Raw genomic sequence first — 16,853 nt, forward strand, 5'->3', positions numbered from 1 at the left:
TCACCGGACTGCAAGAGCCGGCGCAAGGAGCACAGGCCGCACATGCGCAATTCGCGCCGGCCGGCCTGCCCGACTGGGTCAGTTCAGCCTGTAGGCGCGGGCGTAGTCGACAAACATGTGGGATGGATTGGGCGCCGCGTCCTTGGTCGGCCCATCGGTCAGGGCAAGATTGAGCAGCATGTACATCGGCTGGCGATGTTCCGCCTGGGTTTCCGTCTTCCAGACAAGCTTGCGATCGAAGTAGATGCGGATGAAGGCGGGATCGACCTTCACGCCGTAGGTATGGAATTCCCCGGGATCTGCATCGCGAAAGGCCTCGACCCGGGTGCCCTTGACATAATGCCGGTCGTCCCTGAACCAGACATGCACGACCGAAGAATAGGCGCCCGGCTTGTCCCCGTTGTATTCGAGGACATCGATCTCCGCGGTCGACTTGCTGCGGTCCTTGCCGATCAGCCAGAAGGCAGGCCAAAGCCCGGGGCCCGTCGGCAGACGCGCCCGCATTTCGAAATAGCCATATTGCTGCGCAAAGCCATTGTCCTTCGGATCCACCGAGGCCAGCAGGCCCGAGTGCCAGTCTCCCTCCGCATCCCGGCGCGCTTCGATACGAAGGACGCCGTCCTGGATGTGGAAAGGACCTTTTGGCCCGGGCGCGCCGAACCGGGCACCTCCAAAGTCTCCCGACCAGGGCGTGTGAGCGATCCACCGCGTACCCGGCCCCCATTCGGAAGCACTGAGCTCATCGAATTCATCCGAGAACGCAAGCGGCATCCGATCGGGATCGATGGCATCGCCGCTGTCGCCGGGAGCATCGCCATTCGCAGTGGCTGCGCCGCCAAGGGCCAGCATCAATCCCAAAGCTACGGCGAGCCGCACCCCGGAGATGCGGCGCGGGGAAGACGACAGGCAGCGTCGGAGGGCGGAGTACAACATCATCCGCGTTGCATAGCGTAGGGATCCTCCCGCGAACTACCGCCAAAATCGGTTCGTGCCCTACCGAAAAAGGCTTAGCTGGAGACGTAAATACAGTCGGTCCCGTCGCATGATAATTTACCGAGCATTGGCAATGCGTTGAATGGCCGGTGTACGGTCAGGGGCCTGGCGGCCTTCGACAGCGAACAGGGCGCAAGATGAGATGAGCTTTCAGTTTATGGGACTGATCACCCTCGTCGCAGGCCTGATCATCCTCGCAGCACCGGTCACCTGGGCCTTTCCGGTGATGGTTCTTTCCACGGCCTTTGGCGCCGCCGCAGCAATCGGACTGCCTGCGCTGGGCGGCGCCTCCGTTCTGGTGCCGAGCCTCTTTCTCGTTTTTTTCACGCTGCGTGTCTTCATGGCCTGCGGCGAGGGCCAGATGCTGACTGCACTTGCACCCGGACGCCCCGGTTTCTGGCTGCTTGCGCTGACGGCCTTCGGGCTGTTGAGCGCGATATGGTTCCCCCGGCTGTTCGAAGGCATGACCGAGACGATGACGGTCGAGCGGGTCGCGGGGGCACGAAACGTCATCGCGCTCACACCGTTGCGTTTCACCTCCAACAACATCACGCAATCGGTCTACGCCCTTGGCGGCCTCGTCTGTTTTGCCGCGACCTTCGCCTATTTCCGTCATGCGGGAAGGCCGGAGCACCTGGTGAAGGCCATCCTTGCGGTGGCCATGCTCGATCTCAGTTTCGCGTTCGCCGACGTCCTGACCTATTTCACCGGCACCGAATACCTCATGAGTTTCGTCCGCACCGCCAATTATGCGATGCTGACAGCCGCAGAGAAAGGTGGCTTGAAGCGTATCTCCGGGTCCTTTCCCGAGGCGTCGGCGTTCTCCGAATATACACTCGTGCTCTTTGGCGTGACGGCCAGTCTCTGGCTGGACCGCGTGAAGACTGGGAAAACGGGAATTGTTGCGGCTCTGTTGCTCGCGGCTCTGCTCCTGTCCACGTCTGCGACAGCCCTGATCGGAGTGAGCATTGTGCTGACCCTCCTGTGGATCCGCACTGCAGTGACGTCGATGCACACACCCGGTACAGGTCGCCCCGCTTTTCTGGTGGTCAGCCTTGCGGTCATCCCGGCGATCGCGCTGACCCTTGCCACCCTGTTTCCGGCGGCCACCGACAGCCTGCAGGACTTCATGCATGAAATGCTGTTGTCCAAGGCCGACAGCCAGTCCGGGCGCGAACGCGGCATGTGGAACGCGATGGCCTATCAGGCATTCCTCGACACCTTCGGGTGGGGAGCAGGCCTGGGCAGCGCGCGTGCCTCGAGCTACCTGCTTGTTCTCATGTCGAACCTCGGCGTTCTTGGCGTCGTGCTCTTCGCGATCTTCACCGGCACGGTCCTGCTGTCTCCGTCCCCCTCCACGCACCAGGGCGTCGAAGACGTGACTGCCGCAACCATTCGAGCAGCCAAGATCGGCCTTGTCTCCGTTCTGGCGGCAGCTCTCGTGTCCGGCACTGTCTACGACCTCGGCATGATGTTCTTCGTTCTCGCAGGCAGTGCCGTTGCGCTCGGTGCTTCCAGACTGCCTGCCGCAACACCCCTCTATTCCACTACACCTGGCCGTCACCACCACCCGGCCCCGGAGAGCGTCCGATGAAGCTCGTCGTTTTCAATGTGAAGTTCAGTGAAAACCTCGGAGACGGGCTTCTGGCTGCATGCATGGAGACCGCCCTTTCGGAACAGGCGGACATCGAGGTGGAAACGATCGACCTCGCCGGACGCAGGGAGTTCGGGACCACCAGCCGGAATCGCCGCCGTTTCATCCGCATCCTTCACACGCTTCCTCCCTTCGCGCGACGGCTCGTGGTGCACCTGGCCCTCCGTTCGAAGCTGGCGGAGCTCCGCCAGGAATGGGACAGCAAACTCGCCACAGCCGACGCGGTGGTACTTGGTGGCGGCAATCTTCTGCAGGACGACGACCTGAACTTCCCCCTGAAAGTCGGCACATTGGCGGACTGCGTGCGCAGGCGCGGCATACCGCTTGCCGTCTATGCCGTCGGCGTCAGCGGTCACTGGTCCGCGCGGGCCCACTCTCTCTTCTCGCGCATTGATCAGGCTGGGCTCGTCCACATGTCGGTCCGAGACGAGACGGCCCGCGCCAACTGGATCCGCCACTTCCCGGAGGGACCGGTGCCGATCGTGCTTCCCGATCCTGGCCTTTTGACCGGGCGCAGCTTCCCACCAAATGCGCAGGGTCGGCAGTACGATGCGGCGGATGTCATTGGCGTCTGCGTCACCGACCCGATCATCCTGGTTCATCACGCCGACAAGAATGGCGCGGAGATCGGATTGCGAACGGTCGACGATTACAGCGAACTCGTCCGCCTCCTTGTCCGGCAGGGCCATCGCGTTCGCCTGTTCTCCAACGGCGCCCGTGAGGACCAGGCGTTTGCGGAACAGATATTCACCAGCCGCGAATTAGCTCCCCTCAGAGGGACGGAACAGCTCGAGCTTGCGGATCGCCCGACTTTACCAGAGCAGCTGGTCGGGATCATCGGATCGACGTCGGGCATCATCGCCCACCGCCTGCATGCCTGTATCGCCGCCTACGCGATGGCGATCCCCCATGTCGGACTGGGGTGGGATTCCAAGGTGGAAAGCTTCTTTCGGTCAGTGGCAAGGGAAGCCTTTTTCGCCAAGGGGGAACTCGCTACGCCCAACCGTCTCGCAGCACTGATCGATGCCGCCCTGCGCCAGGGAATAGACAGGACCGAGCACGAGTCACGTATTGCGGCGACATTCGCCGGTGTCGCCGCTATGAAAGCCGCTCTCTTGGAACGTAGCGGAAATGTCCGTTTCGGCGAGATGAGCCAAACCGATGCAGACCAGGCAAAGCATTCGCTGCAACCGGCATGGCTGGAGCCGCCATTCGCGCTCGAAAGCTAGATCGCACCCAAAATTGGTTTCACCAGGCGCGTCTCCCACCAAGAATACCCAGTGACGAGATTTTTTTGTCACTCTACCATTAAGTTCAAACGGGTATCTTAAACCAGCATTTTCTGATATAGATAGATGTGCTGATGGGTAAGAGCGGGTGGGTGGTTGGATGGCAGTCGATGATCTGTCGGACAATAGGCAGACCGTAAGCTTTCAATACAGTAAGAACGGCTCGAAGGTAGCCGGCGCCTTTTTGCGGACCTATCCCGCCGGCGCCACGATCTTCGAACCCGACAGTGACGTGTCCCGTATCCTTTTCATTAACAATGGCTGGGCGCTTTCCAGCAAGCACTTGTCCAATGGAACGCGGATCGTGACCGAATTCGCCTTGCGCGGCGACATGCTCTCGTCCGTATCCTCTGCGCTGGCACAGGAAACGGTTCAGGCGGTATCGACAGTCACCGGCTACGAATTCATCGGACATTGGTCCGGCAAGGGATCCGAACTCTCCTCGCAACTCTCCCTGATCGTCATCGTCGAGATGATGAGGCGACAGGCACGGATGGCCGAGCGCCTGGCAAACATCGGACGCAGGGATGCGCTCGAGAGAACCGGTCATCTGCTGCTCGAGCTGGCGATCCGCGCCGGAAAGAGCCCTCGGCCTAATTTCGACGGGTTCGAATGTCCCCTCAAGCAGTCGGATATCGGCGATGCTGTCGGCCTGTCGACGGTGCACATCAACAGGGTCCTCAAGGACATGCGGGTGAACGGCTTGCTGTCGTTCCGAAACGGGATCGTGGAATTCCTCAACCGCAACAAACTCGCGGACATCGTCGAATTCGATCCAGGCTACCTGACGAACTACATCAGTTAGACCTGACCGCCGCCCTCAAACCACTCTCCGGAAACATCTCTCGCTGCACCACTGGCCAGCGTAACCCGGTATTCTTAATTCCAGGGCGCATCGCTGCGCTAGACACTAATCATTTTGGGTTACAATCTATCAAAATGAGGCAATACCCAAGAAATTGAGGCAGAAATACTACCCTTTTTTAGGTAATAATTAACCCACGTTAATGCGACCATTATCAATTTATGAAATTCTTACCCCATCTATCGCGCACCAAGACCAGAAGGCCGATAAGCACTTTCACATTCAAAACACGAAAACGGACATTGGTTGCGGTAACGATAGCAAAAATAACAATGCATCACATTGTAAGGGTAGGAGAGATGCAGATGAATACGCACACAATGACTCCGGAGAGAATATTACCGCTTCAGAAATCAGAAATTGAATCCATCACTTCGTTGACCGTCGGCGCGAATGCTGAAGAGGAGATGGATGAATACGTGCTTATCATTGACCCCCGTGCTCTGGACCGGGAATGCCTGTCTCGGAGCCTGTCGACGTACAACCCGGCCATGAACATCGTTACGGCCGGATCCATAGACGAATGGCGCAAACGTCATATGCATGACGACCCTTCCGCCATCCTCCTCGTCTTCGGTAGCAAGAAACTGACCGAAGCCGGCTCTTGCGAGAAGATCGCGAGCGTCGCGGAAGCGTTCAGGCAAAGTTCGGTCATCGTCATCGCCGACTCCGACGATCTCGGCGACATTTTGAAGGCGGTGGAATGTGGCGCCCGTGGCTACATCCCCACCAGTGTCAACATCAGCGTGGCGGCGGAAGCCATTGCGCTGGCACGTGCAGGCGGGGTATTCATCCCCGCAAGCAGCATTCTCGCTATGAAGGAAGTGCTGACCTCGGTCGTCACCGGGTCCAGCTACTCGAACGACACCTTCACACCCCGCGAGATCGAAGTTGCCGAAGCTCTGCGCCGCGGCAAGGCCAATAAAATCATCGCTTACGAGATGAACCTCTGCGAAAGCACCGTGAAGGTTCACATCCGCAACATCATGAAGAAACTGAACGCGACGAACCGCACGGAAGTCGCCTTCAAGCTCAAGTGATCGCGGCAGATACTGGCAGGCATCAATAAGATCGGTCGAATGGTGCAGCGAAGGCACGAGTTCGCCCAGGCCGCACCATCGACGAACCAATGATACGGCCCCGAATGACAAGGGATCTACCCTGATCATTCGGGGCCGAATGCTGTCCGACTTCTGGAATGGCAGAATGAATTGGTCTCTGGAGGTAACAACCCGAAGAAGATGCGCGCCCGATCGCTACTCTCGCACCACCCGCGCTTCGACAAACATCAGGAGAATGATCGCGCCCAGGATGGCAAACCCGACAAGGTAGAAGAGTGCATATTCGAGCAGGCAGGGAACAAACAGAAGATATCGTGGACCACGCGGCAGTCGTCGCCAGGCTGCCATTCCATGCCTGTCGAGCTCGCCATACCGTTTCAGTATCAGGGTCATCGTTACACTCCTTGCGGGGTCCGGGCGACAGGGGGCTCAATGCAAGGGTATCGGCGTCTCGCCGTTGTAGGTGCGTGGTACAGCCATGATCTTTGCGTCGCTTGGAGCAACCCTCCGCCTTGAAGCCAATTCCTCGTCGATGATCTTCTGCATGCTGCTGCGGAACTTCGTGGCGCTGAACTGCGAGGCATGCATGCGAATGATATCGGGCCGGAATTCGTAGTCGCCGTGCTCGAAGAGATTGACGGCGTCGACCAGCGCCTCGACCGTCTGCTCGTCGAACAGCAATCCCGTATGGCCATGCACTACGGTCTCCAGTGCGCCGCCACCGCCGAAGGCGATCACCGGCCGGCCGCTGGCCATCGCCTCGACCGGCACGATCCCGAAGTCTTCCTCGCCGGGGAAAATCAAGGCGCGGCACCGCGCCAGCTTTGATTTGAGCACCGGAAAGGAGGCACGCCCGAGAAAGCGCACGGTCGGGCCCGCCATGCGCTTCAGCGCATCGATGTCGCCTTTCGCGCCGTCACCGATGACCACCAGGTTTCGCTTCATTTCCGTAAAGGCCTGGACCGCGAGATCGATCCTTTTGTAAGGCACGATCTGCCCGGCGCAGAGATAGAAATCCTCAAGCTCGTTCGTGGGCACGAATTCGTCGACGGCGACCGGCGGTGGGACAACGGTTGCCGTGCGTCGATAATACTTGTCGATACGGCCGGCGACGTGATGGGAATTGGCCACGAACCGATCGACCCGCAGGCTCGAATTCGCGTCCCAGGAACGCAGGAGCGGCGCGAGGATCGGCATCAGGAACCGCGCCGTACGTCCGGCGTGGCTGCGATAGGCATGATAGTGATCCCACAGATACCGCATGGGCGAGTGGCAATAACACACATGGACCGCATGCGGCGGCGGAATGATGCCTTTGGCAGGTCCGGATTCGCTGGAGATGATAAGGTCATAGCCGCGAAGATCGAAGCTCTCGAGGGCGAACGGCATCAGCGGCAGAAGCGACTGGTATCGCTTAACCGCCCCAGGAATACGCTGCAGGAATGACGGGATGATCTTATGGCGCCGGATCTTCTCCGAGACCTGGGCCTCGTCATAGACCAGCGTGAAGATATCCGCATTCGGATACATGTCGCACAATGCCTCGACGACCTTCTCGCCGCCGCGCATCGACACGAGCCAATAGTGAACGATTGCGACCCGCATTTCACGTCCCCACTCCCGAGCATGGAGATGCATAATAAATGGGCCGTGATCCTTCGGCACAGGACCACCTTAGGTTTGCAACCCTAGCCAAAGTGAGAGGACCGCAGCCAGCCGCACCGGCCGATTGACCGATCGGGTAGTCGCTTAGCGCGATCATCGACGCGGCATCATCCGATTGGGGTGAGAGACTAAGCCCGTCTGCCAAAAGGGACTAGTCCCGGCCACACCCGCAGGGGATTTACTCATCTCGGATTGCGCTGATTATCGTTTTTGACAGTGCTCAAGCCCGGCCCGCTTGGATCCGGCTCGGGCGGCCGAATGCGTGAGGTTACGCTATGCCGATTTTGCCTCTTGGAAAGCAGGTACCGTCTCACCGCCGGAACAGGATGGCGCTGGGATGCCTGTTGATCGGCCTCTTCCTGCCGCCAGCCATCGCAGCAGATCAGGCCGCGGCGGCGAACGACAGCTACCGCCTGCGCCCCCAGACCCATATCAAGGTGACAATCGTCGAATGGGTCGCCTCGACCGGCGAATACAAGGAGTGGTCGGCGCTGAACGGTGAATACTCGGTATCTCCGCTCGGAACCATTTCGATCCCGCTTCTTGGCGAAATCGTCGTCGCGGACGACACCACGTCCGGAGTGGCTGAACGCATTTCCCGCACATTGAAGGACAAGACCGGCCTGTCCACGCCGCCGATCGCCACGGTCGAAGTCGTCCGCTACCCGATGATCTATGTGACGGGTGTCGTCGACCGCCCGGGCGAAATGGAATTTAAACCCGGCCTGACCGCCATGCAGGCCATCGCCATGGCCGGTGGACGGGAACGCAAGTCCAACCCGACCGGCTATTCGGAACTCGAACAGATCCGTTATCTCGGCGAGCTCAATCGCTACGAACTCTTGTTGAAACAGCTGATCGCCAAGCGGGCCCGTCTGGATGCCGAGATGCGTGATCTTCCTGCAGTCAACTTCCCCAAGGAACTCGCCCAGGTGACGGACGAGACCACTGGCCGGCCGATCACCGAAAGTGAAAACAGCCTCTTCATCGCCCGGGCCGAAGCCCTCAAGCACCAGCTAGAATCCCTCGATGAGCTGCAGTCGCTCCTCCAGAACGAAATCAAGGTTCTGGAAGAAAAGACGGTCGTCCAGGACCGGCAGATCAAGATCGCCCAGGACGAACTGTCCAGCATCGCTTCGCTTGTCGACACGGGAACCCTCGCAAGGTCGCGCGAAACCTCGCTCGAACGGGTTGTCGCGGATCTCAGCAGCGACAAGCTCGATCTCGTGGTTGCAGCCATGAGGGCGAAGCAGAAGCTCAGCGAAACGCAGCGCGATGCGCTGACCCTGAAAGGGGATCGCCGCACCCAGGCCGGCCGGGACCTTCAGGAGGTCGAGGCGGAAATCGAAGACACCAAGCTGAAGCGCAACACGACCATGCAGCTGCTGGAAGCAACCGGCGCCTCGGTGTCACGCTACAAGGCCCTCGAGGCAACCGCGCTCCAGCCTGTGGAATACTGGGTAACCCGCAAGGGCGACGTCCGCTCCCCGTTCAGGATCCAGCAGACCGCAGCACTTGAGCCCGGCGACGTGCTCGACGTCCGCTATGACGTCTCCGCCGCGATGGCAGGCCCCGTCGCGTTGTCCACCGACACGGGGCAGTCCCAATAAGAAGAACGAGCGATCCAGGAAAGCAGGGTGATGCATATGGGCTTCCATGAGTTCGGAAACATTGAGACGAGGTCCCACACCGACAGGAAAGACGGTGCACAGAGGGAATATGTCTCCTTCCGCGACCTCCTGTCCTTCCTGCGCCGGAACATGATCCTGCTTGGGGCATTTACCGCCGCTGGCACCGTGCTGGGCGGCATCTATGTGCTGTCCGCCCAGTCGACCTATCTGGCAACAACTCGGCTCGTCATGGACCCGGAACAGGGGCGGATCGTGTCGCAGGACACGTCGACAGGAGCCGTGATTATCGAGGCTGCCGAAATCGCCAGCCAGGTCGAGATCGTCAAGTCCGAGGCAATCGCCCAGGACGTCATTCGTCAGCTTGACCTTACGGAAGATCCGGAGATCATCAACAGCCGTTCCTGGCAGTCGCGCGTCCGCGGTGCCTTGACCTCCGTGCTCGGCTTCTTCTCGGGTGGAGAGGATGAAGACGCTGCGCCCTCCAGCGACGAAGAACTCATGCGCAGGACGATGGGCGGTTTCCTGTCGCGCGTCTCGGTGCGCCGCGTCGGCCAGTCCTACGTGCTTGAAATCGGCTACATGTCGTCGGATCCGCAGAAGGCGGCGCGGACGGCGAACGCGCTCGCCGAAGCCTATATCCGCAACGGCATGGATGATCGCGCCAATGCCGCCAAGCGGGGGGCGACTTGGCTGGAGAGCCGCTTGATCGAGGTGGGCCACAAGGCCCGCGAGGCGGCGATGGCGGCCGAGGAATTCCGCAATCGCAACGACATCACCGCGATGGGCAATTCCTCGTCGCTCGACCAGCAGCAGCTCTCCGAAGTCAGCAGCCAGATGCTGGCGGCACGCGCCGCCACTTCGGCGGAAATGGCGAAGCTGACGACGCTCCAGCGCCTCATCGGTGGCGGCGCGACCGATGGGGCAGTCGACGAAGCCTTCAACAATCCGCAGATCCAGAAGCTGCGTGATGACATGAGGGCTGCGCAGACGAAGCTCGAAGGGCTGAAGGGCCGCTATAGCGAGGGAAATCCGGCCGTCACGGCCGCCGAAGCGGACATCGTTCGCCTCCAGGCATCGATCGACGGCGAGTTGCGCCGGCTGGAAGCCGTCTATAAGTCGAATCTCGAAGAGGCCCGCACCCGCGAACACTTGGCGGAGGAGCAGTTCAAAGCCGCCACGCAAAGGGGCGCGGACAAGAACATCGCACGCGTCGAGCTTGCCGAAATCGAGAGCCGTGCCAATACCTACCGGCGTCTCTATGAAGGCATCCTGCAGCAATTCGTCGGAACCATGCAGACGCAGTCCTTCCCGCTCGGAAAGGCCCGTATCGTGACTGCCGCCACCGCTCCCTTCGGGCGGATCTGGCCGAAGCCGTCGATCATTCTGCCGTTCTCCATGATGCTCGGCTTTGCCGGCGGGATGCTGGTGACCATACTCCGGGCCGGCCTCGACAGGCGAACCAGCTCGAGCGAGATCCTGCAGCGTGAACTCGGGATTACGTCGCTGGGACATGTCCCGCTCTACGATGCCCATGCCAACAACCGCCGGATGGACATGCCGACCACGCTCCTGCCGTTGCGGTCTATCCTCGACACACCGTATTCCCGCTTCTCCGAAGCCTTGAGAAGCGTGAAAAACTCGCTCGATTCCATCATCCCGGCCAACGGTTCCGTAGTGATCGGCATCACCTCGGTGGGGTCCGGCGAAGGCAAGACGACGATCGCAACGAACCTTGCGCAACTCTATCAGAACGAAGGACAGTCCATTCTGCTCATCGACGCGGACTTTGTCGGGGCGAGGCTCTCGCGCCTGGCAGCCAGTGCCGCCGCCGACTTCGGCATGGAAACCATTGAGCTGTCCGATGTCGACGAACATGCAGCCTTCGCTCAAGGGGCGGCCCTTTCCGGGTCAAGGGTCTACCGGCAGGTGGCCTTCTCGCCCAGAGAGAAGGACCATCATCCGGAGGCAGAGAACGGCGAGACAGGCGCGTCCGCATTGCCGCTGCTGACGATCGAACGGACCAGGGAAGCCGCCCCGCCGCATCAGCGCTATGGCCACCTCTCCGCCCTCAAGGAAGCGATCGCTAGACTGCGCCGGCAGTACAAGGTCATCATCGTCGACATGTCGGGCTTCGAGGATTCGGCCGACACCCGGGCGATCTGCACCTATCTGGACGGCATCGTCCTGGTCCTTGGAAACTCGAACAAGATGACGATCGAGCGTCTCGCCGACGCGCTGACGACATTCGGGAAATCACGCATCGCCCTTCTGGGCGTGATCGCGAACCGCAGCCGGCTTCCGCGCTGGAACCCGACGCACAACAGAGGCACAGGCAGATGACCCTTCGCCCTGACTTCTCGTCTGCGAACTCCAGACATGACGCCGGCGCCCACCCCCTTACCCTGGTTGTCGGCATACCGAGCACTGGGCGGAAAGAAATTCTTGCATCCGCCCTGCCCTATATCGCACGCCAGACGCGCCTGCCCGACGAGATCGTCATCTGTGTAGCCACTCCCGCCGACGTGGATCAGGCCCGGATCGGGGAGATCCCCTGCCCGGTGCGCATCCTGATATCCGAGCGGGGAAGCTGCCGGCAACGCAATCATATCCTCGAATCCGTTCCGGACGCCGACATCGTGGTGTTCCTTGATGATGATTTCCTGATGTCGCCCTCGTATCTCGCGGAAACCGAGAGGCTGTTCGCGAAGTATCCCGACATCGACATCTGCACGGGGACGGTCATCGCAGACGGTATCGGCGGTCCCGGAATGTCGGTCGAGGAAGGCATGGAGCTCCTGCAACGCGATCCGGGGCCGAAGAACAGCCTGCCCGCCATGCCGGTCTATAACGCCTATGGCTGCAACATGGCGGTGCGAATGTCCTCCGTGCGCATCGGCGACCTGCGCTTCGACGAAAACCTGCCGCTCTACGGCTGGCTCGAGGACGTCGACTTCAGCAGGCGTGCCGCACGCTACGGGCGCGTCGTATCTTCACCGAGGTTGATCGGCGTCCATCTCGGAACAAAGGTTGGGCGAACCTCCGGCACGCGCTTCGGCTACTCGCAGATCGCCAATCCGGTCTACCTGATGCAAAAGGAGACGATGAGCAGCCGCCGCGCCCTTCTCCAGATGGCTCGGAACATCATCGCAAACCTGGCAAAGATCTGGCGCCCCGAACCATGGATCGATCGCAAGGGCCGCCTCAAGGGAAACCTGCTGGCCATCTATGATCTCGTGGTCGGGCGCCTCGCGCCGCAGAATGTCGAGAGATTGGACTAGCGCCATGGCGCATCAGCCGGACCGCGTGGTCATCATCAATGACCGTTCGACCACCGTCGGGGGCGCATCGAACCTCGCCATCCTTTCGGCCGGCTTGCTCGAGAGCCGTGGCGTGAAGGTGACCTATGTCTCCGGCGACCATCCGGGGCCGCTGAAACCCGCGAACGACACCATCAACCTTGCCGGCACGCCCCTGACCCAGCAGGGCAGGCTCGCCGCCTTCTCGGGGGGCATCTATAATCAGAAGGCCTACGAGGTCCTCCATGACCTGATAGCGGCCGAAGATACTCCCTCGACGATCTATCACGTCCACGGCTGGTCGAAGATCCTGTCACCCTCGATCTTCCGCGCTCTTTCCGACGTGCGTGAACGCACCATCCTTCACGCCCACGACTACTTTCTAGCCTGCCCGAACGGCGGCTTCGCCAATTACCGCACGCAGACGATCTGCGACCTGAAGCCCATGTCGGCGCAGTGCCTGATGACCCAGTGCGACAAGCGCGGGTATCACGAAAAGCTGTGGCGGTCCGCGCGGCATTTCCTGCGCGAGCATTTCTATCCGACCCACGACATGCCGGCGAACATCGTCGTCGTCCACGAACAGATGCGGGCGATCTTCGAACGATGCGGGATCAACATCGAGCACGTCGACACCATCCGCAATCCGGCCGACCCTTTCGTCACCGAGGAACTGGCTCCCTGGACCCAGCGGACATTCTACTTCATCGGCCGGCTGGAACCGGAAAAGGGCTTCGAGGAGGCGGCCAAGGCGGCCCGACTGGCAAACGCCAGGCTGCACGTCATCGGCGACGGGGCAGGCCGTGCGATGCTCGAGCACGACTATCCCGAAATTCTCATCCACGGATGGCAGTCGCGGGAAGGTTTGCGCGCAATCGTCCGTGACGCCCGGGCGATCGTCATCTCGTCACGCGTGCCCGAACCGTTCGGGCTGGCGGCGATCGAAGCCATCGGCAGCGGCATACCGGTGATCATGCCGGACTCGGCCCTGCTTGCGGAGGAGATCGCCGCGCAGGGCTGCGGGCTGAATTTCAAGAACGGCAGCGTCGAGTCTCTGGCCGACGGTCTGCGACGCATGGCCTCCGACGACGAACTCATCCGAACCATGAGCTTGAACTGCCGGCATGAGGCATCCGGCCTCGCACACACGGCCAGCACCTGGATCGAGGCGTTGATCTCACTTTACGGCCGGATCCTCTCGGAAGCGAACCGCCCCGCAACACCCCACGCCTGAATGCCTCTCTTTCAAATGCATGGACATGATCGAAACCCTCGCCCCGGAATGGCGCGGCGGTTGCGTGGCATGCCGGTCCGGCCGATGGACCTACGCCATTGTGACTAGCCGGATGCCGCCTTGATCAATTGAAAATTGCCGTCACGGCTGGCAGCGTCATGAGTGCAATAGAGGTGGAAAAGGCGAAACGGAACGACCGTGTCGACGTGGCTGCCGATGGAAAGAGCGGCATCCGGGCGCGAATCACCCGCCGTTGAAGACTGTCTCGGGATCGTCGCAAGGATGACCGATCCGTGGCCGGGCGGTCGCCCCAGCGCCGCGACGACTGGCGCCTCAACAGAATAAAAGGAATGCCACGATGCTCCAAACGGCGAGGCAGAACAGTATGATAAGCCAACGAAGGCTGTATTTCAGATGCCACCCAGACCGGCCAATCATACTTGACCTTCTCCTCATTCCCGCCGTTCGTCCCGCCGCCGCGCAGAGCCGGCTACTTTCTGCGCATGCGATATTAGCGCGCAAATTCTGTCGAAAACAAAGCACGTTGAATATCAGGACCGGAATCGGCGGTCGCAAGGATGCGATCGGACGCCCGGAAGAGCTGCGATGAGTACGATGTTTCGACGGCTGAATCAGCGCCTGCGAAAACTGCTTTCAGCCGTTTCCGCCCGCCTGCCGAAGCTCGTCAGCGACGGCATGTTCACCATCGCCGCCAAGGGCACGTCCCAGGTGGTGCAGCTTGCGATCTTCATTCTTGCCGCGCGCGTCCTGACCTCCGCCGAATTCGGGTTTTTCGCGTTCATCTCGGCCTTTTTGGTCATGCTGATCGTTCTGGCGGAAGGTGGCTGGGGGGAATTCCTGCTGAAGTCGCACGACACCGAGGCCGAACTGGACAAGATTGCCACCACAGCAATCGCCTCCGGTGGCATTGTGTCCGTGGCAACCTTGGTCGGAGCCGTTGTCATGACCCTCTGGCTTGCCGATCCCGTCCCCGGAAAGGTGCTGGGCATCTTCTCCGTTCTGATCTTCCTGTCTGCTCTTTCCACGATCTACGATGCCATTCTCGTCTCACGCGGCCGGTTGAGGACCCAGGCGATCATCCGCATTGCTGCCGAACTTTTCGGCCTCGTCTTCGTGGCTTTTGGCCTGTGGGCAGGGTGGAACATTTTCGCACTTTTCGCGGGACGGCTCGCCATGCAATCCATGACGCTCTTGGGCTCTGCCATTGCGGTGGGCTGGGTGCCACGATTGCGCATGACCCGTCCATTTCTCCGCGAGATCCTGGGCTTCTCGAGACATATTCTGGCGAACCGGCTGATCTTCTTCCTGCGTTCCTACTCTGCCACACTCGCCGTCGGGAGTTTTCTCGGCCTGTCCGAAGCTGGTTACTATCGGGCCGCCGAGCGTATCGTCTCCGGCATCTCAGAGCTTGTGGCCGAGCCGGCACGCATGCTTTCCTGGGTCGTCTTTCGCCGTGCGCGCGAACGCAACCCCCGTGAAGCCGGCGATGATGCGGCAATCATTGCCCGGGCGGCCAACACATTCCTCGTGCGCTTCATCGCGCTCGCCGCTCCGCTCTACCTCTGCCTTGCCCTTGCCTCCGGTGCGCTGGTGCATTTCGTGCTAGGCGAGACGTGGATGCCCGCGGCTGTGATCGTCAGCATCCTGGCCGTGCGTCAGATGCTGCTCATACCGTCGAGCATCATAGAGCCGCTGCTTTCGATGGTCGGTGAACTGAGGCGCCTTCCGCCGATTGCGCTCGCAAATGGCTCCGTGGCCATCCTGTTTATCGTCATGTTCGCCCCCTTCGGCCTGATACCGCTCGCTGTCGGGCAATGCCTGGTCGGTGCCTTCTGGCTGACGACCATGATCCGCCTGCAACAACGCTACGGCGGTCTCGATTGGATCGGCATCACGCGGCGCAGCGGACCAACCTTCGTCGCCCTCGCGGCCATGCTGGCCGCGGATACCGCGATCGATTTCATCGCCCTGCCGGATCTGATGCCGAGCGCCTTCACAAGCGGCTTCGAGATCTTTGCAGGTGCGTTGGTCTACGTGGTGGTTCTCGTACTCTTCCACAGAATGGCGGTGGTGTCCGCCGCGCCGGCTTTCAGACAAAACAACTAATGAGGCCCTCTGGCGACAGATGCTCGCAGACGGCCAGGAAAGGGGAACAGACATGGCAATGATGAGCTCCGAAGCGGCAAACTCGATCCGGACCCTCGCCCACGGGCTACGGCGGGGAATGGAACCGCTGCGCATTGCGGGCGGGCGGATGAAACTCCTGTCCCCCTTCCCGCCCCAGTTTTCCGGTGCCTATGCCACTTACGACCTCGCCGTTGCGGCGGGTAGGCCCGGCAGCAAGATCGGCTTCGACCACGAAGACCTGACGGACGTCGCATTCGAACGGATGTGCGAAATCACGCCCTGGGACTATCCGGTCCTCTTCTGGCTGTCCCGCCTCCTGCCGGAGATCGACCTGCTGGTGGATGCCGGCGGTCACATGGGCACGAAGTTCCGCGCCTTCCGCAAGCTGCTGCCGATCGAGTCGGAGGTCGACTGGGTGGTCTATGACGTCCCGGCGATCGTTCGGGCCGGCCGTCGCCGGGCGGAACTGGACGGTCTCGACAGACTGCGCTTCGTCGAGCGCATGGAGGACGCCGGGGCGCCCGACCTCTTCATCGGATCCGGCCTCCTGCAGTATCTGGATGTCCCGCTGACATCGCTCCTGTCGCGCCTTCCTGAGTTGCCGAAACACGTGATCCTCAACAAGGTCGCCCTTCGCCAGGGCCCGACGGTCTTCACGCTGCAACGCTTCGAGGATGTCACCGTCCCCTACCAGATCCGCAACGATGCCGGCTTCATGGCGGAGCTGTCGAGGCTCGGCTACCAGATGATGGATCGCTGGACGATACCGACCCTGTCGCACACGATTGAAACCCATCCCGAGCTCGGCGCCAGCGAGAGCACCGGCTTCTACTTCCGCCGGCCCTGAACCCGCAATGCACGGATGATGTATCACGCGATCCTTGGCCGCGCCCCCGTCGCGGCCATTGCCTTGACGGCAAGCTGCTAGCCCTCCACGGCGAGATGCGAGTGTTGAAACCGAAAGCCGAGTCGCCCTCCGATTCCCATCACGGCATGCGACACCGGCGTCTGAACGAG

The 16,853-nt window shown here is 61.0% G+C and carries 13 protein-coding genes; 10 read left to right on the plus strand and 3 right to left on the minus strand.

Going from position 1 to position 16,853, the window contains the following annotated elements; translation table 11 throughout:
- Positions 1-78 precede the first annotated feature (78 nt).
- Complete coding sequence (locus HHL25_RS21765) at positions 79-849, minus strand: glycoside hydrolase family 16 protein (RefSeq protein WP_169595339.1); 771 nt, start codon at positions 847-849, stop codon at positions 79-81.
- A gap of 286 nt (positions 850-1,135) precedes the next feature.
- Here HHL25_RS21765 and HHL25_RS21770 point away from each other — a divergent pair, with 286 nt between their 5' ends.
- The 4 genes from HHL25_RS21770 to HHL25_RS21785 all read left to right on the plus strand — a co-directional run bounded on the left by HHL25_RS21770 (position 1,136) and on the right by HHL25_RS21785 (position 5,841).
- Entirely contained in the window at positions 1,136-2,587 is a 1,452-nt protein-coding gene (locus HHL25_RS21770; RefSeq protein WP_205927974.1) for a hypothetical protein, read from the plus strand.
- Complete coding sequence (locus tag HHL25_RS21775; protein ID WP_169595340.1) at positions 2,584-3,876, plus strand: polysaccharide pyruvyl transferase family protein; 1,293 nt, start codon at positions 2,584-2,586, stop codon at positions 3,874-3,876. The genes HHL25_RS21770 and HHL25_RS21775 overlap by 4 nt, the downstream gene beginning before the upstream one ends.
- A gap of 160 nt (positions 3,877-4,036) precedes the next feature.
- A complete protein-coding gene (locus tag HHL25_RS21780; RefSeq protein WP_169595341.1) occupies positions 4,037-4,741 on the plus strand; it encodes a Crp/Fnr family transcriptional regulator in 705 nt (234 codons plus the stop codon).
- A 365-nt stretch (positions 4,742-5,106) separates the two neighbouring features.
- Complete coding sequence (locus HHL25_RS21785; protein WP_169595342.1) at positions 5,107-5,841, plus strand: helix-turn-helix transcriptional regulator; 735 nt, start codon at positions 5,107-5,109, stop codon at positions 5,839-5,841.
- A 216-nt stretch (positions 5,842-6,057) separates the two neighbouring features.
- Here the strand turns inward: HHL25_RS21785 and HHL25_RS21790 are convergent, their stop codons facing one another.
- Together HHL25_RS21790 and HHL25_RS21795 are read right to left on the minus strand one after the other, a co-directional pair.
- The gene (locus tag HHL25_RS21790; RefSeq protein WP_169595343.1) at positions 6,058-6,255 is read right to left on the minus strand and encodes a hypothetical protein; all 198 of its coding nucleotides are present in this window, start codon (positions 6,253-6,255) and stop codon (positions 6,058-6,060) included.
- 36 nt (positions 6,256-6,291) lie between these two features.
- On the minus strand, positions 6,292-7,467 hold the full coding sequence (locus HHL25_RS21795; protein ID WP_169595344.1) for a glycosyltransferase: 1,176 nt from the start codon (positions 7,465-7,467) through the stop codon (positions 6,292-6,294).
- Between the two features lie 404 nt (positions 7,468-7,871).
- On the opposite strand from HHL25_RS21795, the gene HHL25_RS21800 reads away from it, so the two are divergent.
- The 6 genes from HHL25_RS21800 to HHL25_RS21825 all read left to right on the plus strand — a co-directional run bounded on the left by HHL25_RS21800 (position 7,872) and on the right by HHL25_RS21825 (position 16,683).
- Entirely contained in the window at positions 7,872-9,137 is a 1,266-nt protein-coding gene (locus tag HHL25_RS21800) for a polysaccharide biosynthesis/export family protein (RefSeq protein ID WP_246701934.1), read from the plus strand.
- A 30-nt stretch (positions 9,138-9,167) separates the two neighbouring features.
- Positions 9,168-11,498: an exopolysaccharide transport family protein gene (locus tag HHL25_RS21805; protein ID WP_246701935.1), complete on the plus strand. Its 2,331-nt coding sequence runs from the start codon at positions 9,168-9,170 to the stop codon at positions 11,496-11,498.
- Positions 11,495-12,436 (plus strand): glycosyltransferase family 2 protein, encoded by a 942-nt coding sequence (locus HHL25_RS21810; protein WP_169595346.1) that lies wholly within the window; start codon positions 11,495-11,497, stop codon positions 12,434-12,436. The genes HHL25_RS21805 and HHL25_RS21810 overlap by 4 nt, the downstream gene beginning before the upstream one ends.
- Positions 12,437-12,440: 4 nt before the next feature.
- Positions 12,441-13,688: a glycosyltransferase family 4 protein gene (locus HHL25_RS21815; protein WP_169595347.1), complete on the plus strand. Its 1,248-nt coding sequence runs from the start codon at positions 12,441-12,443 to the stop codon at positions 13,686-13,688.
- A gap of 606 nt (positions 13,689-14,294) precedes the next feature.
- The gene (locus tag HHL25_RS21820) at positions 14,295-15,815 is read left to right on the plus strand and encodes an oligosaccharide flippase family protein (RefSeq protein ID WP_169595348.1); all 1,521 of its coding nucleotides are present in this window, start codon (positions 14,295-14,297) and stop codon (positions 15,813-15,815) included.
- 52 nt (positions 15,816-15,867) lie between these two features.
- On the plus strand, positions 15,868-16,683 hold the full coding sequence (locus HHL25_RS21825) for a methyltransferase, TIGR04325 family (RefSeq protein WP_246701936.1): 816 nt from the start codon (positions 15,868-15,870) through the stop codon (positions 16,681-16,683).
- Positions 16,684-16,853: the final 170 nt, after the last annotated feature.

It is taken from the genome of Rhizobium terricola, assembly GCF_012927355.1.
Classification (GTDB): domain Bacteria; phylum Pseudomonadota; class Alphaproteobacteria; order Rhizobiales; family Rhizobiaceae; genus Allorhizobium; species Allorhizobium terricola.

What these genes read in the sequence shown, in the direction of transcription:
- HHL25_RS21815 (WP_169595347.1), top strand. Translation starts at nt 12,441, where the DNA reads ATGGCGCATCAGCCGGACCGCGTGGTCATCATCAATGACCGTTCGACC.
- HHL25_RS21765 (WP_169595339.1), bottom strand. Translation starts at nt 849, where the DNA reads ATGCTGGCCCTTGGCGGCGCAGCCACTGCGAATGGCGATGCTCCCGGC.
- HHL25_RS21805 (WP_246701935.1), top strand. Translation starts at nt 9,168, where the DNA reads ATGCATATGGGCTTCCATGAGTTCGGAAACATTGAGACGAGGTCCCAC.
- HHL25_RS21795 (WP_169595344.1), bottom strand. Translation starts at nt 7,467, where the DNA reads ATGCGGGTCGCAATCGTTCACTATTGGCTCGTGTCGATGCGCGGCGGC.
- HHL25_RS21790 (WP_169595343.1), bottom strand. Translation starts at nt 6,255, where the DNA reads ATGACCCTGATACTGAAACGGTATGGCGAGCTCGACAGGCATGGAATG.
- HHL25_RS21775 (WP_169595340.1), top strand. Translation starts at nt 2,584, where the DNA reads ATGAAGCTCGTCGTTTTCAATGTGAAGTTCAGTGAAAACCTCGGAGAC.
- HHL25_RS21810 (WP_169595346.1), top strand. Translation starts at nt 11,495, where the DNA reads ATGACCCTTCGCCCTGACTTCTCGTCTGCGAACTCCAGACATGACGCC.
- HHL25_RS21820 (WP_169595348.1), top strand. Translation starts at nt 14,295, where the DNA reads ATGAGTACGATGTTTCGACGGCTGAATCAGCGCCTGCGAAAACTGCTT.
- HHL25_RS21780 (WP_169595341.1), top strand. Translation starts at nt 4,037, where the DNA reads ATGGCAGTCGATGATCTGTCGGACAATAGGCAGACCGTAAGCTTTCAA.
- HHL25_RS21770 (WP_205927974.1), top strand. Translation starts at nt 1,136, where the DNA reads ATGAGCTTTCAGTTTATGGGACTGATCACCCTCGTCGCAGGCCTGATC.
- HHL25_RS21825 (WP_246701936.1), top strand. Translation starts at nt 15,868, where the DNA reads ATGGCAATGATGAGCTCCGAAGCGGCAAACTCGATCCGGACCCTCGCC.
- HHL25_RS21785 (WP_169595342.1), top strand. Translation starts at nt 5,107, where the DNA reads ATGAATACGCACACAATGACTCCGGAGAGAATATTACCGCTTCAGAAA.